Genomic DNA, 26,772 nt, shown 5'->3' with positions numbered 1-26,772 from the left:
CCCTGCGGCCGCGACGGCGCCTCCGGCACCACCCGCTGGAACAACTCCCACAACTCGTCCGGAACCAGCCGCTCAACGATCCCCACCATGACTCAGAAAATACCGAGTCATCCAAATGAGATGACTTCTAAGGCTGTGGCTGTACGAGATGAACGCGTCGTAACCGGGCTTACCGCTCCGCCGCCATGCTCTGCCCGAACCTCACGAGGTGGTGCGTCCAGTGCCGGGACCGCGCGGTGCCGGGGCCGTCAATCGGTGTGCAGGATGCGGGGACGACGCGATCAGAGTCTCGGCTTGGCGTACACCGGCCAGGAGGGCGAAGCCGACCGCGTAGTCGTAGATGTCCCGTTGCACCTCGCGCAGCGCGACTCGGCAGGCGGCGTTCTCTGGCCATTCGGACTCCCGTCCGTCGGGCCGATTCTTCTCGAACTCGTGCAGACGGGGGTGCCAGTGGGACAGGAAGGGCCTAAGTACCTGGTTGAGCATAGTGATTGCCAGGTACTCCACCGTCTGTCCGCCCGGGACCGCGACGGAGGGGCGGCTGGCCTTGAGCGTTTCACGGGTGGTGGCAAAGAGCCCGTATATTGAGGTGAGCGCCTCCCGGACCACACCCTGGTCGCTGGCGAGCGGCTGCGTGGAGACCCGTGTCACAGTCTCGATGAACATCTGCCAGGCCACCTGGCGGGAGTCATTGTTGACCGCGAATGTGAGTTCGCTCAGCTGGGGCACCGTGACCTTCACCTCGGTGAGGCGGGCGGTGCGCTGATACCACTGGATGACCATCACGGCCGCCGCACCCGCGATGCCGCCAGTGATAGCGAACAGGCTGCGGCTCGTCACTTGCGTGAGGCTGAACACGGCCAGTCCTGTGAGCGTGCCGACGACCGTCGCGGCCAACATCCGGAGCGCCGTGCCATTCACGACCCGCCAGCCCTGGAACCGCCCGTCACCGCGCCGTAGTGCCTGTGCGCTCATTCGCTCCCCAACCAGTGCCTGACCCTGCCGTGCGACACACCAGCCAGCCTGCTCGCCGGTGCTCCGAAGATATCGCCAACTGCCCTCGCTTGTGGATGAACGCCTTTGCGGACGCAGGTTCCTGGCCCCCTAGACCGTCCGCCGAACTGGTGGGGAGGGTCGGAACAAAACCTTCAGGACCTCCCTCGTTGAGGGCAGGGGGCCTCCACGTCCAGACCACTCAGATATCGGTCGTACTCCTCCTGCGGGAGCGCGCCGGACTCTAGATCGCAGAGGATCCTTTGCCAGGCCGCCACGTCCATGGTGCGACGCACCAAGCCGCCGTCCGTGTCGAACGTGGTCACGGTGCCGTCCTCGCCGGCCAGTAGGCGTGCGACCGTGGCGTCCTGACCGGCCCCCTGACTCGGAAGCATCCAGGAGCCCCGTGGCTGGAGGGTGGCCGTGTCCCAGAACTGCAGGCCCCGCTCCGTAGATGAACCGGTGGGCTGGACAAGCAGGGACGTGTCGCTGCTGAAGGCGAGATCGGTCATGCCGCTCGACGCGGTCGTGCCGGGGACAAACTCTCCCGTGTTCACGTTGAGTACAGAGATGAGACCGTCGAAGTTGATCACAGCGGCTCTCTCTCCCTTTGCGCTGACCACGACCTGGTGCCCGTACATGGTCCAGACGGGTTCGATGGAGACCTTGCGTACCTGGCGATAGTTCTTCTCGGCGGTCCACTTCCATACCGTCAGCTCGGTGTTCTGAACGAGGGCCAGGGTCGTACGGTCGAGGCTGGTGGAGATGGCCATGTCGACATCCTCGCGGGCGAATGATACGGACTGGACGACCTGCCACGACCGCGTGTCGACCACCTGCACTGCGTCGTCAGTCGTTCCCACCATATGGTCGCAGTCAGGCAAGAAGGTCACGGGCGCGAACGCGCCGCCAAGTGTCGCCTGCCGACCTATCCGGCTTCCGTCGCGCAGATTCCAGAGCGACGCCGTGCCCTCTTGGGCCACCATGGCACGGGTGCCGTCCGGGGAGGCGATGACAGTGTCCTGGCGCAAGGATCGTCTTACGAGCCGGAGGGGTAGACGCCCGAGCTCCCGGACTCTGTCGGCGGTGACGGACCACACCTGTGTTCCGGATCCCGTGGTGCGGGAGGCCGTGCGATCGTCTGCCGCCAGCTCGGCGGGTTTGACGCGCGGTTTGTTCTGGAGAGGGACGCCCACCCGGAGGCTGGTGGCAGAGAAGAGGGAGACGGCGCCGTCCCCCGAGCCGGCGGCCACCCACTGTCCGTCTGAGGAGGCGGAGACACTCGACACAGGCCAGGTGAAGGAGCCGAGGACACGTGTACGGCGCAGTGCCGCGTCGTACACGCCCACCCGACGGCCCCCGGCGGCGTAGGCGTCTCCGCCTTGTGCGCCGGGCAACACCATCTCCCCGATGCCCTGCTCGTCGGTGCTGGCCAGTTGCCGGCCCGCGACCAAATCCCAGAGTTGGCGCTTCTCACCGACGTATGCCTTCGATCCGTCAGGGGAGAGCGTGACCTGTCTCCTCTCACCGACGGGGAAGCCGGGGATCGTCCGCCAAGCGCTCCAGGAGGAACCGCCCCGTCGGAAGTCACGGACCGCACCGATTTGGGAGTCGAGGGCAAGGAGGTTGTCCGAATTGTCAAAACCGAGGGCGACATTTGCGGTGCCACCGGTCTCGTCGCTCAGCAGGCGTCCAGTTTCAGCATTCCAGACGGCCACATGGAACCGGTATTCGGGCTCGTCGGGCGTGTAGAACGCAGCGGCGACAAGTTGTCCGTCGCCGGAGAAGGAGAATGCCCAAAGGTGCTTGAAGGCGCCGGCCAGGTCCTCTCCCTTTCCGGTCCCGATGGTTCGGACCCGTTGGCGACGGTCCACGTCCCAGATGTCGATCCGGTTGTAGGGCCCTTCCACAGCCAGCGACTTCCCGTCCGCGCTGAACTGCATCCAGCCGCCGTCCTGCGGCCAGCTCCCTCCTTTCAGGTTCGGGAGCGCCTTGCCGGCACCGATGTCGTAGAGATGGATGTGCGTTTCCTCGCCAGACGCGTCGGCATCGAAGTCCGAGTAGTACGCCAGTACGCTGCCGTCCGGGCTGACGGCGACTTTGGTCGCGTTGACGTGCGCCACCCCGTGAAAGTTGGCCACCTTCTCGTTTCCGGCCTGGAGGTGCCGGGTCACGCTTCCGTTGGCTGCGACGGCCTGAGCCAGCGCCTGCGCCGACTCGCCCGTGGGCTGGACCTCCTGGGCGTACAGCGCGAACTGCGCGGCCTTGCGCGGGTCCCGGGCGACCGTGTCGAGTGCGCGGGCCGCCAGCGCCTGCGAGGCGGAGGTACGGGCGCGGGCGAGTGCCTCTCCGCGCTTCTGCCAGGCGTAGACACCGGCGCCGACGGCCAGCAGTGACACCACCGTGAGGGAGGCCACGAAGTTTCGGAGGACGCGGACGGCGCGACGTTGCATACGCAGGTCCGCACTGTCCAAGGCGTCTTTCACCAGGCCGTGCAAGGGTGCGGCGAGACTGGCCACCCTGTCGCGGAACGGGCTGCCTGGTGCCATGGAGCGGTCGTCGGCGTCGCGGAACGGCCGGAGGTCCACCCACAGCGGTTCGGTGACGAAGGCGCCGCGCAACACCGGAGGTAGGGCGTTAGTCCGGTCCCAGTCGAAGTCACCCGCGACGGGATCCCACACGATGGTGCCCTCGCTGACCGCGATGAGGAAGTTCTCCATGCCGTGGTTGGTGCGCCAGTACTCGATCTCCTCGCGGACCCACCGCGACTCCGCGGCCTCGGGGGAAGCCAGGCAGATGAAATAGCGGGACGAAGCCAGCGCCGCCTTGATCGACCCGCCCAGGTCGTGGCTGGCGGCGAGGCTGGTTGTGTCCCGGAAGACCTTCGCTCCGGCACGGTGCAGCCACGGCGTTCGCAGGATGCCCTGGAGCCCCTTCTGGAGGGCTTCTGCCAGCGGTACATCTCTGGTATGGCTGTAGGAGATGAAGGCATCGCGTTCCAAGATCGTGTCCCCGATGGCCCATGGCGCAACTCATTTAACTGCGTGCGGATCCTATGGCCTCACGAAACGCAGAGGGCGATTTTGCGACACAGATCGAACCGCCGAAACGAGTGGGCCTCTGCGTCCAGGTTGGTTCGAGGTTCCGGTCCACACCCCAGCCACGCGCAGGCGGTGGGTGCGCATGGACCGAGGCCGGGTTAACGGGGAGCCAACAGGATGCCTTGGGCCTTGCACACAGACCGCACCTCATCGGTGCCCACCTTCACGCGGGCAGCGATCCGAGTCTCCAGCACCGTCTCGTCAGCAATGATCCCCCGTCTCGGGTTTTTCGCCTGCTGCCTGACGGTGTAGCTGCTCCAGCCGTGCGCGTGCTCGCTGAGCCGACGCCGTCCCCGTTGGCTGCCTCGGCGTATTCACGTTGCTGGTGCTGTTGGTTCCTGAGCCGGCTGCCGCCCCGCCCGTCGGCCAGGTCCAGCACCAGACCGACGCGGTCGATGTAGTACTGGAAGGCAGGGGCCGCCGGATCTCGTCGCGCGCGACCACGCGTCTCAGCGGCGGGAGGAACTAGTCGTGCTGTTGTCGTACCCGGTTGATGGGACCCCGGCGTCGACGGACCACGAGGCCAGCACCACTCAACACCGCAAGCGCATGGTCCAAGGGCTCGTAGGCCCCGAAGTGCTGCGCCCCTCCGGTCGCGCCGACCGCCGAGGAGATCGCTCCACTTGCTGACGTCCGTCGACGAGCGGCCGCTGTTGCTCGCCGAGTGGGTTGAGGGGTGCGTGAGAGCGCTTTGCAGGGAGGGTGATGCTGGTGACCCAACGCTACGGTTTGTGACCCGGGTAAACGCGGAAGCCTTGACGCTGGCGTGATGGGCTGGAAAGGGCCCCCACATGCCGAGCGGATGCTTCAGTCCTCGTGGTCACCCCGCGAGGTGACGGCCGCGGCTGGGTCGCCGTGCGGTGGCATCCGAGTAGCCTGGGTTGCGTTAATGGAGGTTGGTGGAGTCGAGGGTCAGCAACTTAGACAACCGTGAGGCAAGCCTGCGGTCGGGAAGTGTGTCAGTGCTCTCGGGTATTGACAAAGTCCATCGGCGGACGGGTTGGCCTGGCAGCATCTGCCAACTCTTTCGATCTCATCAACGTGAGTAGGCAGAAGGAGTGATGCGGTTACCGGTGACGATGCCTGCCAGGACCAGCCGTTCGGTAGGGGCGTCGGTGGGACGATGGCTGGCTACCCATGTGAGTTCGTCGATTCTCAGGGTTCCGCCAGCTGTGGATTTCGGGGTGAGATCGAGGACGATGAGTTGGCCGAAGGGAGCGCCGGCGTTGGTGTACTCGGCCTCCTGAGTCAGGTATTTATTTTCGATGTGCGTGCGGCTGGAGTCGTCGCTATCCTGCTTCATTTCGGTGAGGTATCGCAGCGCTCCGAATCGGACCATCACGTCGGCACGACCCATGCCGACATCGGTGATCTCGACCTGGACGACGCCGTTGAGCGGCCCGGCCAGCAGCCACTGGTGAAAGTCGCGCTGCACGTCGCCCTCGTTCGCGGTGCGCTGCTTTCCCTCAGGTTTCCGGCGATAGTCGAACGGGGGCTCTCCGTCCTTGGCGGGGCCGAGGAGACTGGTGCGGGTGAGGTCGGCGCGGCTTTTGAGGAAGAGCAGGGTTTGGGTGACCAGCAGGCTGAAGCTGTGCTGGACGGCTCCCGTGAAGTCGGGGTGCTCGGATAGCCGCGTGAGGATGTCGTCGAGGAGGGGGTTGATGAGGGGGTCGTTGGCTTGGAGGCGGGCCACGTCGCTGTCGTAGGCGAGTCCCTCGACGCTGGTCAGTTCTTCGTCGGAGAGGTGTGCCCCGAGTGCACGAGCCTTCGTCATGGGAAGGCGTCGCATGAGGGTCGGGGCGATGCGGTGAAGGCGCGCCACCTCGGCGGCGTCGGCTTCCGGGTCCTCGTCGTCTGATTTGGAATCGCTGCCTGTGCTGCTGCGGGAGCTCCGGGCGTCGAGGCGGGTGAGGATGGCGGCCGCAGTATCGGTGTCAAAGCCGGTGCGGGGGCAGGCGCCGGGGTGCTCTGCGGCGATTCGCAGTGCTCGGAGGAAGGCTTCGTTACGGAGGAAGCCGTCGTCGACGGCCGGCTCGACCAGGGCGACGAGCCCGGGGGACTCATAGCGCCTACCTAGTGGCTGGATGGTGCGGGCAGCACGGTAGGCGGTGAGGACCGCGTCGATGGCCTGCCAGGAGTCCATCCATACGTCGGCGGCGAACAGGTCCGCAGAAGTTCGCAGCTGGAGGAGGAGCTGGTACCAGGCGATCTCGGCTGCCCGGCGCGGTTGAAGCCATGCGGGCTGGTGGGTGCCGTGCAGCCACGCCTGCCGCCGCTCCAGGGCTTGCTCGATGCGGTCGGCGGCCTGCGCCACTTTTGGTGCATCGTGGGCGGTGAAGCCGAGGACGGCATCGCAGACGGCCGAGTAGGCGGCGGCGTCATCGCGTGCTTCCTCCCCCGCTTCAACTGCGGCGAAGAGGGTCCGAGCCTCGCTGAGTAGGCGGCTTACCTGCGGCAGTTCTGTGGAGGAGAGCGCGGTACGCAGCCGGTCGCAACCCAGTTCGAACAGTGCGTCGACGTCGGCGGCCTCATCGACGGAGAGGTGATGCAGGAGATCGCGAACGGCGTTCGAGACCCGGGTTTCCTGCTGGGCCCAGCAGTCCAGCGCGACGCCAAGAACCCGAGGCAGGCGTTCAAGGAAGTCGTCCGGCCCGTCAGAGGGCAGCGCCTCGAGCAGATCCCAGATCCGGTAGGGGGTGACTGCGTCGGCAGCCGCGAGCCTGACGGCGCTTTCGAGCCGGGCGGCGGCCAGCAGCGGGCCGCGCGCGACCTGCTCTGTGAAGCCGTCCAAGAGCGCACCGTTCAGGGCCGGGGCAAGGGCCTTAGCGGTGGTGGCGCTGCCCAGGATGGTCTCCATTGACGAAGTGAGCGCCAGGACGCTGCTCTGTTGGGCGATTCCCGCGGGGAATACCGCCGCGGCTTGTCTCCATTCACTGTCGGCGTGATCGCAGGCGAGGACGATTGCCTCGGCCAGCAAGGGCGCGAGGGGTCCTGCAGCGACTTCCTGTGCCTGGTCGCGGACTAGGTCTGGCGGGAGACCGATGTCCTGGAATGTGATCGCCTGGCTTCCACCAGCGGCCAGGGCGCTGAGGCGATCGGCGAGCTGCGTCATCTTTGGTCGCCTCCAGGCTCAGGCATTGGTCACCACAGTGGCTTGCCCTCTGCGGCTTCCTTGATGCTCTCAGCGGGCAGTACATCGTGTGCTAGACCGAAGTCTGCGGTCGTCACGAGGACTTGGAGGTTGTTTGCCTCGGCCACGGCGTTGAGCTCCTGTAGCAGGAGGTGGATGTCGACATCCTGGATCTCTTCCGCCTTCGGACTGTCGATCAGCAGCAACCCCGGGTGCGTGGAGACCTGGTGGGCTGCGCCGACGCGGAGGAGAGCCACGATGACGGCGATCCGCAGGCGCAAGCGCTCGCCGGGAACCTGGTCGGTGAAGCTGCGCTCGTGCCCGCCGTCCGAGGTGACGCGAAGTTGCGCGGCGCGGTTGATGCTCACGGATTCCAGCGCCGCGAATCCGAACTTGCGCCCGAGGGAGGAGATCTCGGCATTTAGGTCCGTGAACAGCCGAGCAGCTTCCTTCTCGTGATCGTCCTCCAAAGTCTTCGCGGCGGCGCGAAGAACCTTGATCGCCAGATCTTCGACTGGGTCGACACCCGGGGGCGGCAGTTCGGGAAGCACACTCAAGGAGCCTTCCAGGCGGAGAACTTCATCCCGGACCTGCGCGTACACCGGCACACGGGCGGCGGCATCGGCTTGGCGCAGCCGGTCCTGGGCCGCACGTAGGTCGTGCGAGATCCGGTCGAGCTCGGTCTCAGCTTGCACCAAGGCTTCTTTCGCTAGCCGTTCGGCCTCGCTGCTGGACTTGACTCGCTCCTCGGCCTCGGCCACGACATCTTCGGGGACCTCGTCATCACCCTGGACGGGGCGGGCACACACCGCACAGCTGTGGTCCTGCACTTCGAGCTGGCGGCGCTCGATGGCGAAACTCTGATCGCAGCGAGGACATGTGGTGGGGTCCAGCCCGTGAAACAGCCGACGAGCGATGCCACTCTCGCGCACATCGTTGAGGAGCTTTTCGTCACGCTGCCGCTGAGACTTGGCCTGCCGATGCAGCCGCATCAGCTCGTCCCACGCCTCCTGGCTGTCCACCGCCGCAGTGGACAACTGCTTCGTGGCTGCAGCCAGGTCCGCCAGTGACTCATGTTTCGATCCGTTTGTGGCCTGGGTCAGTTGTGCCAGCCGCGTCTGTGCTGCTGACAGATCGGCTTCGATCCGTCCTCGCTGCTCCGCACGCTCGGCCTGCGCCTCATTCGCTGTGCCCTGCCGTCGCTGGCGGGCGGTCGACATCAGTGCGGCCTGCGTCTTGACCTTGGCCAGCACCGCTGCGGCCGGCAGGTCGAGGAACACCTGTAGAAGCCGCCCTGGCAGACCCGCCATGACCACGTCGCCCAACAGCGCTGCGGAGCGGGCGGCCGGCATGTACAGGGCCCCGTAGTATGCGGGCCACCCGTGCGCTACAGCCGTGGTGCCTTGTTGGGCGCTGACCAGTGGCTGGAGGTCCATCCACTGCATCATCAGTGCCTGTACCTGCTGGGCGTAACTCTCCGAGCTCGCCGCACGAAACAGCGGCAGCACGCCCTGCGCGGGATCCGGCGTGCGAAGAGCCTTAAGAGTCCGCTGATCAGGTCCTGTGAGCACGACCGCGGAGGTGATCTCCTCAGCCTGCAAATCCAGCCGGAAGGCCATGGCCTGCCCCGCGACTGTGGCGTCGAGGTCGACCTCGCTAAGCCAGTGGATCGCGCCGCTCTTTTCCCGGGGAGTGCCCCGCAGGCACCAGGTCACCAGTTCCAGCACGCTCGATTTGCCGCGCAGGTTCGACGCCACCAAGGCCGTCAGCCCCTCTTCGAACTCGAAACTAGTTGCAAATGGCCCCGGTTCGAGGGTTCCAGTCCGTACCCCAGCCACCCGCAGGCGGTGGATCCGCAAGGACCGCGGCCGGGTCGGCGGCACGGCCAACGGAATGCCTTGGGCTTCGAACACAGACCGCACCTCGTCGACGCCCACTTTCGCGCGGGCAGCGATCCGAGTCCCCAGCGCCGCCTCGTCAGCCATGTTCCCCCGTCTCGATATCTTCGCCCGCTGCCTGGCGGCGTAACTGCGCCAGCCGCGCGCGTGCTCGTGTGCTCACTGAGCCGATGCGGTCCCCGCGGGCTGCCTCGGCATACTCACGCTGCAGATACTGCTGCTTCTTGAGCTGGCTGCCGCCCCGTCCGTCGGCCAAGTCCAGCACCAAACCGATGCGGTCGACGTAGTACTGGAAGGCAGGGGCTTGCCGGATCATCTCGCGCGCGACCGTGCGTCCCGGCATCAAGAGGAAGTAGTCGTGCTGTCGCACCCGGGCGACGGTTCCCCGGCGTCGACGCGCCACGAGGCCAGCACTACGCAGCACCGCAAGCGCATCGTCCAAGGGCTCGTAGGCCCCGAAGTGGTAGCGCAGCATGGGGTAGGAGCGGACCTCAGGTTCCTCGGAGTCCAGAATCTGACCGGCAAGCTCCAGAAGGCGCGCTTCACCGCTCGACTCGTGCTTCGTCAACAGCTCATCAGCCAGGTAGTCGGGGTTTCGGAGCCAGAAGTCCAGTTTCTGCAGGCGGACTTGCGTGCGCACGACGCCAACAGCGGTCTCAAGACCCGGGTCCGCGCGGTCCGCGTTGGACACCCCTTCGCAGGCGCCATCGATAAGTAGCAAGAGCCGCACAGCATCCTGCTCGCGACTTGTCACCCGCTCGTCCGGCTCGGGTTCTGGCAGTTCTTGATCCACCAGGTCAAGGTATCCCCTGGTAGTCGGTCCCGTACCCTTAGCGTTCGAACCGGCCTGATGTACCTGCCGGACGAGGACACCGAGATCGGCGGATCGGGTCCTTGCTGTGCACATGATCGCGGCCGGTCCAGTTGAACTGGTCACGTGCGACACCGGGAGGGCGATGCGGGTGAACTTCCGGCCCTGAAGCTGCGGACAGATGCGGGGACCGGCTCAGAGCCGGAGACAGAGTGGCCATGACGTCCTGCCTGATGGGTTGACGTTCGTCTGGACCTACCCCGTCACCTGACGCCGCCTTCACCTTCAAGCGCACCATGGCTGCGAGACTGGCGGCGACCCCATTGGCAAAGAGCCAACCAACAGTCCCCCGTCTTCACCATCATCGTCGGCCCTCTGGCCTGCTAGTGCGGACTCTCACCCATCCTCGCCCAGGCCGTTCTGTTCGTCGAACACGCTCGTCTGGTCCCCAGGCCGACGTCCACCAGTTGACGTTCGTAGACTGGCTCGCCGCCACCGGGCCGGAAGCCGTGGAAGATCGGCCGAGTTTTTCCCCTGAGCGTGCTCCGAGACACGGTGACGTCCCTTGACGTCAGAGAAAGTCCGGTGCGACGGTCGGTACGTGCTGATGTGCCCGAGTCCTTCAGTTTGGGAAGTTGCGAGGATCGATCTTGCGATGACAGTCGGATAAGCATCCATAGCGCGCCCTGACTCGGTATCGTGGAGACTACCGCTCGTGGAGCTACGGATAGACGGCAACTGAGGGATCGGCAGTGAAAGATAACCATACCGGACGTGCCATTGCTCCTGGATCCCCGCAGTTCGCTTTGCATACCTTGGGATGGCGGGCTTTTCAAGACTTATGTGCTGCAGTCCTTCGGCAGGTTTGGGGGCAAAGCGTCCAAACTTTTGCTGACTCAAATGATGCTGGACGTGATGGTGCATTTTATGGGGTTTGGGTTCCCCCCATCTTCGGCACCGGAACAAACGATTTGCCTGCAGGTCCGTTTGTGCTTCAATGCAAGCACACGAAGAACGCAGACTCGACTTTGTCTGTTTCGATGATCGGTGACGAGTTTGAAAAAGTTCGAAAACTAGTAAATCAAGGGCTTTGTGAGAGTTATGTGCTTCTGACGAATGCGAGAGTTTCTGGGAGTTCTGAAGGGGCGATTCGAGATCGGCTTCTGACTTGTGGCGTCAAGCGTCCTCTAGTTCTGGATGGGCAGTGGATCAGCGACGTGATCGCCACGCATCGAGAACTGCGCATGTTCGTTCCGCGTGTTTATGGGCTTGGTGATTTATCTCAGATCCTGGACGATCGGGCGTATACGCAGGCGTCAGTTCTCCTCGACTCGGCAAGAGATCAGATCTCAGCCTTCGTCGTTACTGATGCCTACCGAAAGGCTGCCAAAGCTCTACATGATAGAGGCTTTGTTCTATTGTTGGGTGAACCTGCAATTGGAAAGTCTTCCATTGCCCTCATGCTTGCCATCGCTGCGGCGGACAATTGGGGCTGCGTAAACATAAAACCGCGCACTTCCGAAGACCTCGTGCAGAGGTGGAATCCGAATGAGAATGATCAATTCTTTTGGGTCGACGATGCCTTCGGTGCGGTGCGGCATGAAAGGCATTTGACCGATGGGTGGGTCAGGGATTTACCCTACGTAATGAGTGCTGTCAAGGGCGGGGCGAGAGTCGTGCTTACATCTCGCTCCTATATTTACAACGAAGCGCGTCCCTTCTTGAAGACTTACGCTTATCCATTGCTACACGAAAAAGAAGTAACTGTGGACGTTTCCAATGTCACTCGGGAAGAGCGGCAGCAGATACTCTACAATCATCTAACCGCTGGGGACCAAGAGCCGCAGAGGCTGGCGCAAATGAGGCCATACCTTGAAGGTGCGGCAGACGCGGAGCCATTTCGGCCTGAAGCGGCTCGTCGCCTTGGTCTGCAAGCATTCACCAAAAATTTGCGCATCACTGAGACGGATATTACAAATTTCATGTCTCGCCCTCATCGGTTTTTGTCGGATGTCTATAGTCAGCTGGATATAGATTCCCTGGCTTCTCTCGCACTTATCTATGTGAGCCCTGAAGGGCTTTCGAGCCCATTGCGCTTGGACGCGCGTAAGCGCGATGTACTCGAAAAGGTCGGCAGCACAGTGGGGGGAGTTGGGCGAGCTTTAACCTCTCTGGTCGGAACATTCGTGGGTAGTGCTAAGGGCGCGGGCGGGAGCGATTGGGTCTTCCAGCATCCCACTCTGCGTGAAGGCTTTGCGGCATGGTTGATTGATCAACCTCATCTTCTTCCTGTAATTCTCTCCGGGATGGATGATAATACGCTCCTCAGTCATACTCATTGTCTGCTACCGCAAGATGAGCAGGAACGTGGAATCCTTCTCGGGTTGCCGGCCTCTCTCTACCCTGGCGTGGCGCAGCGATTTGCGCACATTTTTGATGAGTGGCCGGAAGGGTCATGCTGGACCGGTGATGTCATCGATTACCTGGGGCGAAAGTGTAGCGATGAAATGTTGACGACCTTCATTTCGATCTTTCCTGACCTGCCCTCTCGATTGACGGACCTAATTCCGCATGTATCGGATGCTCCAGAGCCTGCCCTCCTTGCTCGACTCGGCCGGGAGGGGGTCTTGCCGGAAGAGTATAGGCGACGCGCTGTGGAAAACATGGGAGCCTTGGCTATTAATAGCCTAGACACTTCCTGGATCACCGATCAGGCCTGGAGAGAAATCCTCACAGATTTCGATCGGGAAGCCATCTTCAAGCGAGTGCGAACATCTCTTGCGCCAAGGTTGGAAGAGGCAATCCGTGAGGATTGGACGAATAAATGGCTTCGCTCTGGGCGTGTAGAGGATCCTCTGGAGCTTTCATTGCGCACATATCAGATTGCCTTCGAGGAGAGAGGGGACAGTGTTACGGCTAGAATCTTCCAAAATGCATTGGCGAGATATTTGGGTGATCCCAAGTTTAAGGTTTCCGGTGGGCGGGGCGCACCTTTCGTGACGCCCGTAGGCGATACTTCAAATAAGAAGCGTGAGCGTAGCCTTTTTTCGGATCTTGGTGAAGGTATGTAGAAGATCCATGAGGCGCAGGAGGCGTACCTTGAGCGGCTTCGCCCGCGCCTCGCGGCGGTCCGTGGACTAGAGCCGCTGCCGCTTGCTGCGTGGACTGAGTCGCCCCCGGGAGCAGTACTCGCAGGGACGGCGATGGTAGTGACCCAACGCTACGACTCGTGATCCGGGGCGGGGGGGACGGCGTGACGTTGCCGTGGTGGGGCTGGGAGCGGCCCGCCATCACATGCCGAACGGATGCTCGAAGCGTGATGGTCGTCCCGCCAGGCGACGACCATGGCTGCATCGGTGTGCCTGCCATCCAGATAGGCTGGGGTTGCCTTAACGGAGTTTGGTGGAGTCGAGGGTCACCAACTTAGACAACTGCGGAGCATGCGCCGAGTGCTTCATGGCGCACTCGTTCGGTGCCGTGTCGTACGCGCGGTGCTCCGCAGAGGCGGTCGCTTCTCAGGTGTCGAGTAGTTGCCGGAGGGCGTCCGGGCCGAGGCGCTTGTCCGCATCGGCGACAGCTCCGTTGAAGCGGACTCCTTCGGTTTTGAGGATTTCTGCGGGGGTGTCCGTTCGGGTTTGGTCCGCCCACTGGAAGCCGTTGCTGACGCGTCCTGCTGCATTCAAGACACGCCAGGGGGTGGGACATTGGCCGCAGGTACTCAGGTGTCTTCCGACCGGAACGGCGTGGCTGCCTATCACTGCTGCCACGTCACCGTAGGTGGTCCATCGTCCGGCAGGGACTGCGCCCAGCAGGGTGTGCAGCTCCGTCCAGTCTTTGCGGGTGCCGTTGAGTTGCTTGGCCAGCCCTGAGAGGTTGAGTCCTGCGAGGGTGGCCCATTCTTCGCTGTCGACATCGCTGGGAACATGGCTGGTGTCGACGTCCCACCATGTTGTGCCCTGTACGCCGTCGGCGGTGCGGCTCGTCACGCTCGTGAAGATGTGGTTGGCCAGTCCGGTGGGGGAGTAGGACGCGCCGTCGGCATCCCAGACCAGTGGCTGGGCAGTGTTGTTGGTCCAGACTGCGGTTGCTCTGCTGATGTCCCCTTCTACCCACGCGTTGATGGCATTACGGATGGCTTCCGTTGTGCCATGGCGCGGTGTCATGAGCAGTTTGGTGCCTTCGGGCAGCAGGCCCGCACCGACGAGTACATGGACGGCGTTGCGTGAGCGTGCGCGTTCCTGCAGCTTCTTGGCTGCCGCCTCGCCTTCGACTCGGGCAGGTGCGAGCGTGAACTCCTCCACCTCCGGGGTCGGATAGACCTTGGTGAAGCCGGCGACGACGTGTCCCTCCACCTTCCACAGCCCCACCTGAATGAGGTCGATGTCGAGGCTCATTTCCGACAGCCAGACCACGGAGTGGGTGACCTGCTTGGGGAAGTCAGCGGCGATGATCACCTGTCGAGGGCGCTGGAGCAGCTCCGGGCTCCACTCCCCGTCCACATGATCGAGCAGGCGCTGCCTGCATGCATCGAAGTCGAGGTTTTGCCCCCTGCGCGACAGGAAGTCGCGGTGCGCCTGGGCCAGGGTGCTGAGGTCGAACCGGGACACCAGGGCGGCGTAGGTGATCGCCTGGAGGTGCACGTCCCGATCAGCCGCTCCGCGCTTCAGCTCGACCACGACGAGGCGCCCTGTTGCGTCCAGTCCCAGGACGTCCAGCCGGTCGCGCGCCGGCACGCCGTCTGTGTCGGCCCACCGGTCGTACTCCGCGGTAACGACGAGCACCGACTCCCCGAGCACCTGCGGGTGCGCGATCACCCACTCCTGCAAGTGCTGCCTCTCAAGGAGGCCTTCCGCAGCCAACCCGGTGCGCGCGATCGGTGTGGCCGCCTCGCCCATGACGGTGAAGAGGTGATCCACGATGGCCTCCTGGTGCAACCGGCAGCGCGACGCTCGACGTTCAGAGCTTACGTGGGCCGAAACCGGCGGGCCGGCCTTGACAGTCTTCCCGCGGCCCCGGCGCTTGCGGAACGTGCTCCACCAGCGGTTGTCGCGGCTGATCTTCCAGGCGGTTCGCTCGGTCATCGGCTCACCGGCCGCGCGGGCCTCGTCGGCCAGGAAACGGTGGCCGAACTCCGGGTCGTCGCGATGCGCGTCGAACAGGGCGTTCGCCCGGTACGCCGCGGCGAGTTCGGTGTCGGTGACCGGTGCGGCCAGCCACCGGTAGTAGGGCTGGCGGGCCATCTTGAGTACCCAGCACGTCACCGCCGCTGGCACCCTGTGAGGGGCAGCGGCCAGTTCGCGGACGAGCGAGTACATCATTTTGCTTGGGCACTGCAACATCCTTCCGGGTCGCCGCTCAGCAAGCCAGGTCAAGGTGTCACCTGATCATGCAACAGTCGCTTCTTCCTGTTCAGAGCGTCGGGGTGTCGCGGGCGCGGGTGGTTTCGAAGGGGCCTGGGAAGCGGGTTGGCTCCCCGATGGCTCCCAGGGATCGAACCGCCCGCACCCTGCCATTGACGCCTCTCCGTACGTGGCGCGGCGATCGGGTGTAGGTCCACGAGGCTGAGGCTGATCGACACGGAGGCCGTCAGCGTCCTGGCGGAGGTGCCGGCCACGCGACTCCCTTGACCGCCGCACCGAGGAGGTCGCCCAGCCGATGCCAGGCACCCGGACCGGCGTGCGACATGGGACTTGCCGCGAACCGCTGCCAAGCAGCATCGCTGTCTCCGAGCACCTCGGACACGTAGGCCGCGACTGCGGGATGAGTGGTGTCATAGCGCGGACCGCGGGCTTTGAGCGCTGACCAGGCAGGCAGAAGCCGGAGCAGCTCCGGAGGGCACTCGGGCCGGGCCAGCATGATCTCGGCCCAGCTTCCGCGCAGTTCGGGTCCGCCGCCCAGGCGCCTGCGCAGGTGCAGGGTGAGGTCGAGCAGAGTCTGCTGCGGGGCGGAGTGGCGGGCCAGTACGTCGTCGAAGGTGAGGGACTTTCGGTAGGAGCGGGCGGCGAAGGAGAGCAGGGCCTCCTCGACGAGCGCGTCGTTCCCCGTGTGCCAGTCCAGGTACGTGACGAGAACGGCCTCGTCGGCGTCGGCAAGCTGTCTGAACCGGATGCTTTGCGGGTCGCCGAGGGAGGCCGTGCGTCGGCCCGGCAGGGCAGGGACGGGATCCGTGACGAGCGGCATGATGGTGGCCATCAGTTTCTCGGCCCGTTGGGTCTCTTCCCACGCGGAATGGTTGGAGTGGTAGCCGTATGCGCTGGACCGGGTAGCCAGGGACCGCCTGGTGTCCTCAACTACAAGACGCGCCTTCTGCCGCGTCTCCTCCGTGACTTCGGGGAGATGGACGAGGAGGGCGTGCAACCAGCCGAGGTCGCGCACGACCCGATACCGCGAGGCGGGTTCCGGTTCCCAGAGGGTCAGAGCGGAAAGGCAGATGGTTGCGAACCGCGTGGCGAGGGCGGCAACAAGCTCCTGGGACGCCAGCCATTCTCGGGGCCGGCCGTAACGCCGGGCCTCGCCGGGGTTGAGGAGGTACCGCCAGTTCTGGCTTCCTGCCCGCTCCACCCAGCCGACGGCGGAGCGGCAGAGAATGGCCTGGATGGACTTGGACTGCATCTCCCCGTCGAGGAATCGTTCTACGTAGTCCCGCTCCTCCTGGGGCGCGGCCGCCAGTTCGTCGGCGTAGCGTTCCCGCGCCTGCGCGGGCGTCAGCCCGCCCCTGCAGGATCGGGAAATCCGGGTGACGAGAACCGCACGCTCGAAGGACTCCAGGTTGTGTGCCGCGACTTCCTCCAACAAGGCTGGTTCTACGTGCCACGGTATGGATCCGAGCAGGTGCTCACGCACCACGCGGTCGGCTGCGGGGTGCGTTGCGGACCATTCCAGCAGGCGGCGGTGATGTTCGGTCTGGACCCGTAGGACGCCGTCCCACATGCTTTCCCAGGCGTCGGATGCGGCGCGGTGACGCTCCATCCACGCGTCGACGTCTTCTTCGCCGTCAAGCTTGTCCGGCCCGAGCGGTAGGCAGTCGAGGGCTGCGACGAACACGTCCTCGTGCAGGCCGTGTTCACCAAGAACGACCTGGGCGGGCGTCGGAACCTTTAGCAGCTCGGGGGCGATGGGCAGGCGCGATGTCGACCGCCGGCGGAGCTCAGCGACGACGGCGTGGATGAGTGCTGCGCCACCCTCTCTCCGGCCAAGGGCACCGAGTCGCGCCTCAGGGCACTTCTGCAGGACCTGCGCCCTGTATGCCTCCGGGCAGGCTTGGTGCGACAGAGCGACGCGGGTCAGGTCCATGCGCTCGGACGTCGTGTGCGGGCGCGGTTCGCGACTGAGATCGCTCTCCACTGCCATGGCCAACAGCCACTCGGGCGCGGACTTTGCGAGCGGTCCTATAAGCAAGGACATGGCCAGGCCGTCCCGATCCGTGCCCGGGGGCGCCGCGCGAATCGCCTCGACAGCCATGCGGGTAGGCGGGGAATCGTCGGACGCCCGCGCGATGACCGTACGCAGGAAGTCGTGAGGAAGAGACAGGCGTGGTTCCGCCGCGGCCATCGGACTCCAATCGTCGGCACCGCCCCGCGACGTGATCCTCTGGTCAGCGCCACCCGGGCACGGTGTCGTATCAGGTGTGAGCGTCAATGATGCCGAAAGGGACTGACAATCCCGGTGACTTCGGCATGATGCTGACGTCGCACTACACCTGGCATGACAGGTCTGCCACCAACAGATCGAGGGTGGCCTCCTCGTGGAGCGCGACGCCGAGAGCGGTCATGGCGGGGGCGAGGTCTGGGTCCCAGTCTGCGTCGACCGGCCCGCCGTCGAGAGCCAGTTGAGGGATGGCCTCGGATTGACTGCGAGCGGCCAGGCGCTCGTAGTCCGCAGTGTCCATGCGCCACGGCAGGGCTTCGTAGCGTCGGATCACCCGGTTGGCCAGCGCGATCCCCGGCCAGTCGAAGTCGCCGTGGTACGCGAAGCGGCAACCCGTGGCGGCGAGGGCGTCGAGAAGCGTGAAGACCACGGTGGCGGCACTGCCGGAGGTGCACACGATGGGCCGGACGCAGGCGGCGTCCGCCGCGGCTTCCACAACACGCGGATTCTCACAGATGTGGATGAGGGTTGCGGCGGGGAGCTGCAGCCGGATGTCACGGAGGTCGCGTGGTGTGACATGAACTTCGCAGTGATGGTCGGCCCGCTCCCGCAGAGCACGCTCCCGCCAGCCCTCGCCGTCGGGTCGCAGTCCGTACGTCAGCACCGTGCTGGAGACCTCGTCCGGCGTGACGGACACCAGCCGCCACAGAGCGCGTCGGCCGGCCGCGTCGTCGGGGAACTCGGTGCCGTGGGCGAGGGCGACCCCACGTTGGACGAGGCGTGCGAGCCAGGTGCCGTCGTCAAGGCCGTGCGCGGAGCCGGTCGTCATGGCGGCGAGTTCTCCTCGACCACGTGTGCCGTTGCGTTCAGGTCCGTCGGGTCCGAGGAGAACGGTGAGGACTTGGACCGCCTGCTGGAGTGTCCGTATCGCCGCTTCGGGCGTCACTCCTCTCGGAACACCGGAACGGCGCAGCAGGTCGTACCACTGCCGGGGCCATTCCTGGACGGCGAGCGGGGAGGCGTCCAGTGACGAAGCAAGAGACGACCAGACCTGCTCCCGCCGTGCCGTCGCGTCCGCGCGGGCGGCACGGCGGTCGGTGAGGGGCGGGCCGAGTTCCTCCAGCGTCTGCCTGAGCCCGAGTCCGGCAGCCGACTCGCGTAGCCGTGCGTCGAGCACGTCGAGCCGTATGGCCACGGCGGCACCTGTGAGGGGTTTGCCCAGCAGGAGAGACAGGTCGTTGCGCTCCTGGGCGTTCATCGCGGTCAGTCGGAGCGAACCCGTGGCCTGTACGCCGTTGCTCTCCAGGCGTTTACGTGCTCCCTGCCACAGCCGGGCGAGTCCGGGTCCCTTCAGCCAGTCGCGCGTTGCGGCGGGCAGTCCGCTCATACGGACACCAGACGCCGGTGCCGACCGTTCCAGGTGTAGTGCAGGGTGGCCACCCCGCGTACGTGGGGATCACGAAGGCACTCGTAGATGTGCAGGGACGGAACCTCGGGCCAGTTGCCCATGAGCCGCTCGCTGGTGAGGACGAAGTCGAGATCGAGGTCGACGAGGATACGGCCCAGTCGGCCGTGGGTGGGTTCATCGACCTTGGCGAAGGCGTCGTCCAGGAGGATCAGGCGTGGTGCGTGAGGTGCCGATTCGGCGAGGCTGCTGAAGTGGGCGGCTGCTGCGGCGAAGAGCACGAGGTAGGAAAGCACGCGTTGTTCGCCCTGGCTGAGCCCCGTCCGGCCGGTCAGTTTCCTGCGGCGGCCTGGGGCCGCGTCCTCGACCACGAAAGTGTGGAAGCGGAACCAGTCGCGGTAGTCCAGCGCGGTCCGCAGATGGGCGGCGTAACCGGCCGATGGGTCGGCACGGCGGGCATCCTCGATCCGGCGTTGCAGCACCTCGCGCAGCTGCTCGGTCTGCTCGCGCGTCCTGAGGCTCGACGGACTGCGCAGCAGCTCGACGGCCGCGCGTACATCCGCGTCCACATCCTCGTCCAGCTTCCACAGCAGCTCGACGCCGAGGCCGTGGGAGGTGCGCACGGTCCGCAAGGTGTCGTTGAGAGCCGCGACCAGGTTCGCAGCGGTGATGACCTGCGCCGAGAGGTGGTCGCCTAGCTCGCCGGTCAGGAACCGCTGGAAGACCTCACGTTCGCGCTCGGTGAGCCGCCCTCGGGCCTCCGTGGCCTGAACCGCGATCCGCTCGCCCACAGCCGCGACGTCATGAGACCCGTGGTCGTCGACCAGCCGGCACACTTTGATCCCGTCGCGCTCCTCCAGCTGCGCATCGAACCCACCGGCCAGTTGGTCTCGAAGATCGGTGTGACGGTTGAGCAGGGTGCTGTCCGACACCTCGCCCTTCGGGCGGCCGAGGGCTTGCTCCACGGCGTCGGCGAGGGCCCGCAGCGCTCGCAGACGGCTGCGCACGTCCGCGCCGGGATCGTCCGACACGAACTCGGGCAGCGAGGACCGGTCGAGGCCGGCGCCGAGCACCACCTCCGGTCGGCCGAGAGCAGTGCGAAGAGCGCTGCCGGTGTCGATGACCGTCGTTTCCTGGTCCGCCAGGGTTCCGCGCAGGCGCTTCTCGTCCTCTTCCGCGCGCACGCGCTGGTCGTGGAGGTCGTCGCGGGCTTTCTGCGCCCCGGGCAGGGCGCGGTCGGCGTTCGCGATGCGCTGTTTGGCCTCCTGCTCGCGGGAGAGGATCTCTTCCTCGGACGATCCGATGGCCTCTTCGCGGGTACGCAGGTCCTGCTCAGCGGTGCGCAGTCCGGCGAGGTGGAGCCGGTAGCTCTCGTCCGCGGCCAGGCGATCCCCTTGGGCTCGTCCGTACCGGTCGGCATCGGCCTGGTTGGAACCGAGCCGCCCATCAGTGCCGCTCACGGCCCTGCGCAGATGCCCGATACCGCCGAGCAGGCCGGTCAGTGCGGTGCGCACACTGTCTAGGGCGGCCGGGTCGCCGGGCAGGTCGTGGGCGGTCGCAGTGGAATTCGCCTCGGTCCGCGCCGATACCGCGAGAGCGCGTGTCTCCTCGGCCAGCCGCGCCGCGCGGGTCGCCTTGGCGGTCAGGCCGCGCAGGGTCCGTTCTGCTGACTCGGTTCTGCTCCATGCGTCCGCGAGATTCCGTGCCCTGGGGAAATCCCGTTCTGCGAGCGTGAGAGCCCGACGCGTGGCATCGGCTACGGCTAGCGCTTCGCGAACGTCGGCCAGCCGCTGTTCCGTCTGCGTGGTTCGCTCCTCCAACTCGGCGAGGATGCGACGCCGAGTCTCGGCCCGTACGGCGGCCCCAACGTACTCGGTGTCGCCCTTGTCGTAACGACCGTTGAGTACGCCCAGACGCCAACTGCCGTCGAAGAAAACCGCATTGTGTGCGGAAGTCTCTTGTGTCGATGCGAGTGCAATGCTGGCCAGCAGACCCTCAACCTGCTCGGTCGTGATGCCGCAACCCGGTTCAGGGGCTGGGCGCAAGGCCGAGGCGAGAGTCGGTCCGTCGGAAAGCACGGGACCCCGCTGGAGAAGGGTGTCCCGGATGCGTGAATCGAGCAGGACGCCGTCCGCACTCACCCACGCGTCCAGGATTCCACTCGCCTCCAGCGCCCCTTCCAGACCAGCTCGGTCGGTCGGCGCCAGCTCGTCCACGAAGTCCACGAGCCGGTAGAAAGGTGCTCCACTGCCCGGCTTCCTCGCGGCGGCACGATGGTGTGGGGCGGGCGGCTCGGGGTCGGTACGTCGCTCCCAGTCCCGCTTCTGCTCCGCCAGACGGTCGAGTTCCTCACCGAGTCGGCCGACGTCGAGCGCCAATGTGTCCCGGCGTCCGGTGAGTTCCTCGCCGTACGGCTCCAACGCGGCCTGAGCGGTCCGCCACGCCTGGCTGTCGATGTCGGGCGGCAGTGTGCGGTCTACGAACGGCGCGTCAGTAGAGGTCTCGTGGCCGACAGTGGCGTGGACGGCGTCCAGCGACGGCAGGTCGGGACCCAGTGCAGTCCGAGTGCGCACCGCCCACTCGGCGACTTGACGGGAGTAGGCGCCGCTCTCCTCGGCGATCTTCTGACGGCTGCCGTCGAGGTGGCCGACGGCCTCTTCCGCCTCGTCCTCCAGCCGTTCCCGCTCGGCATCGGCCTGAGCTGCCGCGCCCCGGGCCTCGTCCGCCCGTGCGATGAGGCGGGTCACCTCCTGAACCATCCGGGCCCGATTTCTCGCGACCGTCTCGGCGTCCTGCAACTGGTTCTGCCAGGACCGCAGCCCTTCCTGAGCCGTGACCGTGTCCACGCGCGCCGCCGACCGGTGCCGTACGGCGCGCGTCTCCCCGTCCGGAGTCGTCAACGCGGTTTCGGTGGCCTGGGCGAGAACCGTTCGCGGCAGGGCCACCGCCTCGCCGAGATGGCCGGTGGGAAGCCCGGCCTTTTCCGCCAGCGTCAGCAGCTCCCGATGTTCGCTTCCCAGCTCGGCCAGCCGGCTTCCGAGGTGTTCGACGCCTTCGGCCAGTCGCTCGGCCGAGCCCTCCTCCGTATCGTGCGCGTTGCTCAAGGTCGTGAACGCAGCCGCGGCGGCGGTGTGCAGCGCCTCCACCGTGCTGCGGCGCTCCGATAGTTCGCGCAGGCTGCGGTAGGCGTGACTGGCGTGCAGGGCGGTCAGGTCGGTCCGGGCGTTCTGCTCTTCGTCGCGCAGGGTCTCCAGTCGGCCCTCCGACTCCTCCTCCTGCGTCCTCAGGTCGCTCGTCCGCTGAGCGGCGTCTCCGGCCGCCCGGCGCCGCTGTGCGAGGACGCCCAGCTCGTGGCTCACGCTCTGGGCGGAAGTGCGCAGGACCCCGGCCAGGTAGCCGCGGTAACTGGTGAGAAACGTGCGCAAGGCCGCGTCGGTGCGTTCCAGGCGGCCGAGTTCGTCCCGTACGGCGTCGAGGTCGTGGAGGTTGCGCGCTACCTTCTCGACCACGTCCTCGTCGAGCCCCGGCAGGGTCTCGCTCAGCAGGGAGACCAGACCCCCGTGTTCGATGCGGTCGCCGACTGTCGGGCGCCGCAGCCGGTGGAGGAGCTGTGTGAGGTTGCGGTAGCGCGTCGCGTCGGTGATGCCGAACAGTTCCCGGGCCACTCGTGAGCGGTGCTGGACCGCACGGTCGGTCGCGTTGTCGGAGCCGACGATCTCCTTGAGCCTGTCGACCGGTAGCGGTTTGCCCGCCTCGATCAGATGGAGGTCCTCACTGATCCGCAGCGGGGTGACGAAGAATGTCGGCAGCGCCTTCTGCGTCGACTTCGAGGCGCGGATGGCGGCGCCGAGCGTCAGGTGGTGGTGACCGCCGTCGTCGGCTGTGCCCCGGAACTCCACCCACAGATACCCGAGACGGTTGGTCTGCTCGAACCCGTCCAGCATCAGCCACGCGAGCGTGGTGCGACCGGTGCCTGTCGCGTCCAGTGCCCGGGAGTCGCCGTCCAGAAGGTACGGAAGCAGCATCTCCAGGGCCTTGGACTTGCCCGCACCGTTCTTGCCACGCAGCAGCAGCCGTCCGTCGCCGAAGGAGAACTCCTGCTCGTCGTACTGCCAGACGTTCTGGATGCCCGCCCGGTGCAGCCGGAAGCGGGTGCCGCCGTCTCTTGTGGGGCCGACGGTTGTCGCAGCTCCGGAACGCGGCAGCGGAACGAGGCCACGCGCGTCGGTGGTCATAGCGGCAACTCCTCCTGAACGTCTGTGTCCTTGCCGACTGAGGTGGCCGGGCGCACGGTGATTTGGGTGGCGTAGCGGGCTGCTGCTGCCAGCAGCACCCAGCCTTCGCCGCTGGGCCGCGCGCCACGGACATCGGTCACCGTGCGTCCTTCGAGAGCCTCGTCGACGTATCCCTCCGGCAGCCCTTCGCCCTCGGCGCGCAGCCGGCCAGCGCGGGCCATCAGCCGCATGCGGACCAACAGGTCCAGTACGGCCTCTCGCAAGGAGGGAAGGTCTTCCAGGTAGCCGCGTTGCCAGTTGCTGCGCTGCCCGTACTCGGTGATGAGCTCGGCGAGCACCTTGTCCACCAGGCCGTCCGGGACGGCCACCCCGATGATGAGTGTCCCGCCGGTCGCCGGATGCCCCGGCTCCTGCGGCCGAAGGCGTTCCACGAGCCGTTCCGCCAGCAGCAGCGCGGCCTGTGCGACGGTCCCCGTGCCCGGTAGGTGCAGATCCGTGAGTTCTTCCTCGGGGTCCACCAGCGCCACGCCCTCGGCACGGATCTCCATCTCCAAACCAAGGAGTTCGGAGAAAGCCTGGGCCTCCCGGCGCTGCCGGGTGCGCAGCCAGTCACGCTCGGCGTCCGTGAGCTCGTCGAGGTGGACGACGGGTGTCTCGACGAGCATCCGGCGCACGTAGGTGCGTGGTCCGCCGAAGCCCGGATCCGCTGCCCGCCGGACCAGGTCGGCGCCGGTTCGTGCCTGGGAGAGCGGGCCGGCGACGACCACGCGTGCCAGCTCCCGGTCTACCGTGATCAGGGCTTCGCCGCCCGCCTCCTGCGCAAGTGCGGTCACATGGCCCTCGGTCTCGATGAGCACGTCCCAGTTGACGAGCTGGCGCAGAGCCGCGACCAGGGTCCGCTTCCCGGCCGCTCGGCCCGTTTCCTCCAGCTCGATTCCGGCGTCGGCTGCGGCAGCCCTGATTTCGGCGACCAGGTGTGACAGGAGCATCTGCTCGGGCGCAGTCACCAGCACGGACAGGGCAAGCGCGAGGCAGGCGTACGTCTGTGGGGTGAACGGGGTGCCGGTGGAGCGCTCCAGCCGATGACCCGAACCCGCCCCCAGCCCCGCCTTGAACAGCCGGGCGTAGGAGCTGTCGACCAGCAGGCGGTAGCCGAGCACCTGCTGGAACCGTTTGCCCAGCCATTCGGCGTGCCTGCGGATCAGCGGGAAGAGGTCGGCGTGGGGGCCGTCCGATGCGATCAGCGGGTGGGCGAGCAGCAGCCGGGCGGCGGTGCGGCGCTCGGCTGCCAGGGCTACGTCGTGAGTCGAGGGGAGGGTCATGACACGCTCGCCTTCGCTTCGCCGCCGACCGCGGCGGAGGTGCGACCGATGTCCAGCTCCAGGTCGTCCAGCAGCAGGTCGCCCTCGGCCGAGTACAGCACCGTTCGCGTGCCCGCCGTCCGGCGCACGGTGAGACGGATACGCAGTTCGGCGTCTTCACTGCTGGCCGAGTCGAGGTCGAACACCGCCGTCCTCTCCCCGTCCGTGCTGACGGGCCTGCTGAGCTGTGCGTTTCCGAGCGCTGTGGCCAGTAGTTCCAAGAGCAGGCCGAGCGCCGCTGACGTGAGGCGTACCTCGGCGAACCGGCCGGACGCGCTGCGCAGTTCGTCCGCCGCCGCTGCTCTGGCCGCTGCCCGCTGCCGTGCGGCCTCCCTCAGCAGATGCTTCTGCGCGGAGTGGTCCTCCACCGCTGAGGCCCGGCCCCGCTGGGCGCGGCTGCCTCTTTCACGCAGGGCCACCGGTACCTCGACCACGGGACCGGTCCACCAGCTTGTGTAGGCGGGCACCACCTCGTCGGTGGCCGGAGGTATGCCCAGATGGCGGGCGCCATACAGCCCGAAGGCGGCGACGGCGATGTCGTGTGCGTCCTGCGGCGCCGCTTCGTCGAACCAGCGGGCCAGCCGCAGCAGATCCTTGCGCCGGGACATCCCCCCGGTGGCCGACCGCAGCATTCGCTTGGCGTTGGCGAGCAGCGACTGCAACGCGCGCAGAGTGGCATCGCGTAGCTGGTCGACCTGGCTGCCCTGGCCGTCGGTGTTGCTGAACCAGCCGCGCAGGCCCTCCCAGTCCGCGAATTCGCGGCCCCGGCTGCGCTGGATCCGGACGTCCGGTCGGCTTTCGCCCTGCGCCTGCGTCGAGAGCCCGGTGAGCCCCTGGGCGTGGGAGTCCAGCCGGCCCAGCAGAGCCGGGATGTGCGGCCACAGGGTGTCCAACGCCGCCGAGATCCGAGGCGCTCGGAACGCCACGTCCTCCGTGATCGCCTCGACGTAGTCCAGGAGCAGCTCCTTGAAGCCCTGGTACTCGGCGCTGTCCAGGTCGTAGCGGGACAGCACCTGGCCGAGGTAGGCGTAGAAGTCGCGTATGGAGTCCGCGAACTCGCTGAACTGCACGAACAGCGTGCTGATCCGCTCAAGTCCGTCCTGCGGCTCGACGCCGCCCGGCGCGGTCACGAGGTCGGCCAGCTCCCGTAGTCCGCGCTCGACCAGGGCCAGCAGTTCGTTGCTCACCTCGCGGGCGGCGTCGGCCTCGGCCAGGACCCCGTCGGCGTCCCGCTGGATATGTTCGCCCAGTTTCGACAGCTGGTAGCGCGAGCGGGAACGCTGGTACTCGCTGATGCTGGACGCGTTCACCGTGTGGCTGCTGCGCAGCAAGTTTCCCCAGGCCACCAGCTGTTCCAGCCGGACTGTGAGGGTGTCGGCGTCGAGCCCCGCGGCGAAAGTTCCGGCCTGGCGCAGTTTCACCATGATGTCCGGGACGGCGAGATCCGCCAGCAGCGTTCCGCAGAAGACCCGCATGATCGCGACGTGCTCCAGCCGCTCGGGCGCGCTGAGGTACGTGTACGCGTTCAGCCGCCGCCGTGCCTCGTCGTCGGAGTCCTGGCCCGGACCGGATTCTGATGCCCCCATGCCGGTGAGGTTACGCGGAGCAGCCGGGGGCCGTCGTTGAGTGGCCGAAAATGCCGCGGACGTGTGCCAGGCTCGATTGTTGCGGAGTCCGGCTGTATCAACTGGATGTGACGGGCAACCCGCCCCCAGCCAGCTCTCTCACGAGCTGGTAGATCCTTTTCCGGCAGATGCGCTTGCGATAGATAGGCCGCAGTCCCCCGCAGGATCTCGTTCTCCTGCTCCAGCAGTTTGATCCGCCGCCGTGCTTCCTGAAGTTCCGCATTCTCCTGACTGGCCGTTCCGGGCTTGGTCCCGTCGTCGATGTCCATCCGACGCATCCACTTCCAAAGCGTCATCGGGTGGACTCCAAAGGTGCGGTGCACACCCGTTCGACCGTCAGGCCCGCGCCGCGGTTCCTTGCGACCCGCACGACGGCTTGGCGGAACTCCTCCGGATGAGGCTTGGACACAGCGAAATCCGTCCCACCCGCCCCACAAGGCAAACCAGTTCGGATGTCACCCTTTTCGTGTGGCAGACCCGCTGAATATCTGCTTGCGAAACGCGGGGTATGCGCTACCCTGCGGGCAGGAATGGAGCCTGGGACGGTACCTGGGCCACCTCCGATCATCTTGAGGTACGGAGCGTCGGAAAGCGCCCTCGCCACCACCTCCTACCCGCTTCCTGCC

12 protein-coding genes are annotated in these 26,772 nt (G+C 66.2%); 1 reads left to right on the top strand and 11 read right to left on the bottom strand.

The genetic code is table 11. From position 1 onward, the window contains the following. Positions 1 to 201: 201 nt before the first annotated feature. The 5 genes from ABZ454_RS35950 to ABZ454_RS35930 form a co-directional block, all read right to left on the bottom strand. Entirely contained in the window at positions 202 to 975 is a 774-nt protein-coding gene (locus ABZ454_RS35950; protein ID WP_359543710.1) for a hypothetical protein, read from the bottom strand. A 173-nt stretch (positions 976 to 1,148) separates the two neighbouring features. Then, entirely contained in the window at positions 1,149 to 3,995 is a 2,847-nt protein-coding gene (locus ABZ454_RS35945; RefSeq protein WP_359543709.1) for a TIR domain-containing protein, read from the bottom strand. A 1,135-nt stretch (positions 3,996 to 5,130) separates the two neighbouring features. After that, positions 5,131 to 7,206 carry a hypothetical protein gene (locus ABZ454_RS35940; protein WP_359543708.1) on the bottom strand — a complete coding sequence of 692 codons (2,076 nt, stop codon included), beginning with the start codon at positions 7,204 to 7,206 and terminating at the stop codon, positions 5,131 to 5,133. Positions 7,207 to 7,235: 29 nt separating this feature from the next. Further along, on the bottom strand, positions 7,236 to 9,209 hold the full coding sequence (locus tag ABZ454_RS35935) for a hypothetical protein (protein WP_359543707.1): 1,974 nt from the start codon (positions 9,207 to 9,209) through the stop codon (positions 7,236 to 7,238). Then, complete coding sequence (locus tag ABZ454_RS35930; protein WP_359543706.1) at positions 9,202 to 9,915, bottom strand: hypothetical protein; 714 nt, start codon at positions 9,913 to 9,915, stop codon at positions 9,202 to 9,204. The genes ABZ454_RS35935 and ABZ454_RS35930 overlap by 8 nt, the downstream gene beginning before the upstream one ends. A 770-nt stretch (positions 9,916 to 10,685) precedes the next feature. Here ABZ454_RS35930 and ABZ454_RS35925 point away from each other — a divergent pair. After that, entirely contained in the window at positions 10,686 to 13,004 is a 2,319-nt protein-coding gene (locus tag ABZ454_RS35925) for a hypothetical protein (RefSeq protein WP_359543705.1), read from the top strand. A 444-nt stretch (positions 13,005 to 13,448) separates the two neighbouring features. Here the strand turns inward: ABZ454_RS35925 and ABZ454_RS35920 are convergent, their stop codons facing one another. The 6 genes from ABZ454_RS35920 to ABZ454_RS35895 form a co-directional block, all read right to left on the bottom strand. Further along, complete coding sequence (locus ABZ454_RS35920; protein ID WP_359543704.1) at positions 13,449 to 15,173, bottom strand: DNA-binding protein; 1,725 nt, start codon at positions 15,171 to 15,173, stop codon at positions 13,449 to 13,451. 346 nt (positions 15,174 to 15,519) lie between these two features. Beyond that, positions 15,520 to 17,394 carry a hypothetical protein gene (locus ABZ454_RS35915; RefSeq protein WP_359543703.1) on the bottom strand — a complete coding sequence of 625 codons (1,875 nt, stop codon included), beginning with the start codon at positions 17,392 to 17,394 and terminating at the stop codon, positions 15,520 to 15,522. A gap of 232 nt (positions 17,395 to 17,626) precedes the next feature. After that, positions 17,627 to 18,907, bottom strand: coding sequence for a TIGR02679 family protein (locus ABZ454_RS35910; protein WP_359543702.1), 1,281 nt, complete (start codon positions 18,905 to 18,907; stop codon positions 17,627 to 17,629). Next, positions 18,904 to 23,160, bottom strand: coding sequence for a TIGR02680 family protein (locus ABZ454_RS35905; RefSeq protein ID WP_359543701.1), 4,257 nt, complete (start codon positions 23,158 to 23,160; stop codon positions 18,904 to 18,906). The genes ABZ454_RS35910 and ABZ454_RS35905 overlap by 4 nt, the downstream gene beginning before the upstream one ends. Continuing rightward, positions 23,157 to 24,482 (bottom strand): TIGR02678 family protein, encoded by a 1,326-nt coding sequence (locus ABZ454_RS35900; RefSeq protein ID WP_359543700.1) that lies wholly within the window; start codon positions 24,480 to 24,482, stop codon positions 23,157 to 23,159. The genes ABZ454_RS35905 and ABZ454_RS35900 overlap by 4 nt, the downstream gene beginning before the upstream one ends. Next, positions 24,479 to 26,107: a TIGR02677 family protein gene (locus ABZ454_RS35895; protein WP_359543699.1), complete on the bottom strand. Its 1,629-nt coding sequence runs from the start codon at positions 26,105 to 26,107 to the stop codon at positions 24,479 to 24,481. The genes ABZ454_RS35900 and ABZ454_RS35895 overlap by 4 nt, the downstream gene beginning before the upstream one ends. Positions 26,108 to 26,772: the final 665 nt, after the last annotated feature.

Source organism: Streptomyces sp. NPDC005803, assembly GCF_040630435.1.
GTDB lineage: Bacteria > Actinomycetota > Actinomycetes > Streptomycetales > Streptomycetaceae > Streptomyces.
The sequence above is the reverse complement of the archived record's forward strand: the minus strand, read 5'-3'. Positions and strand labels throughout refer to the sequence as shown.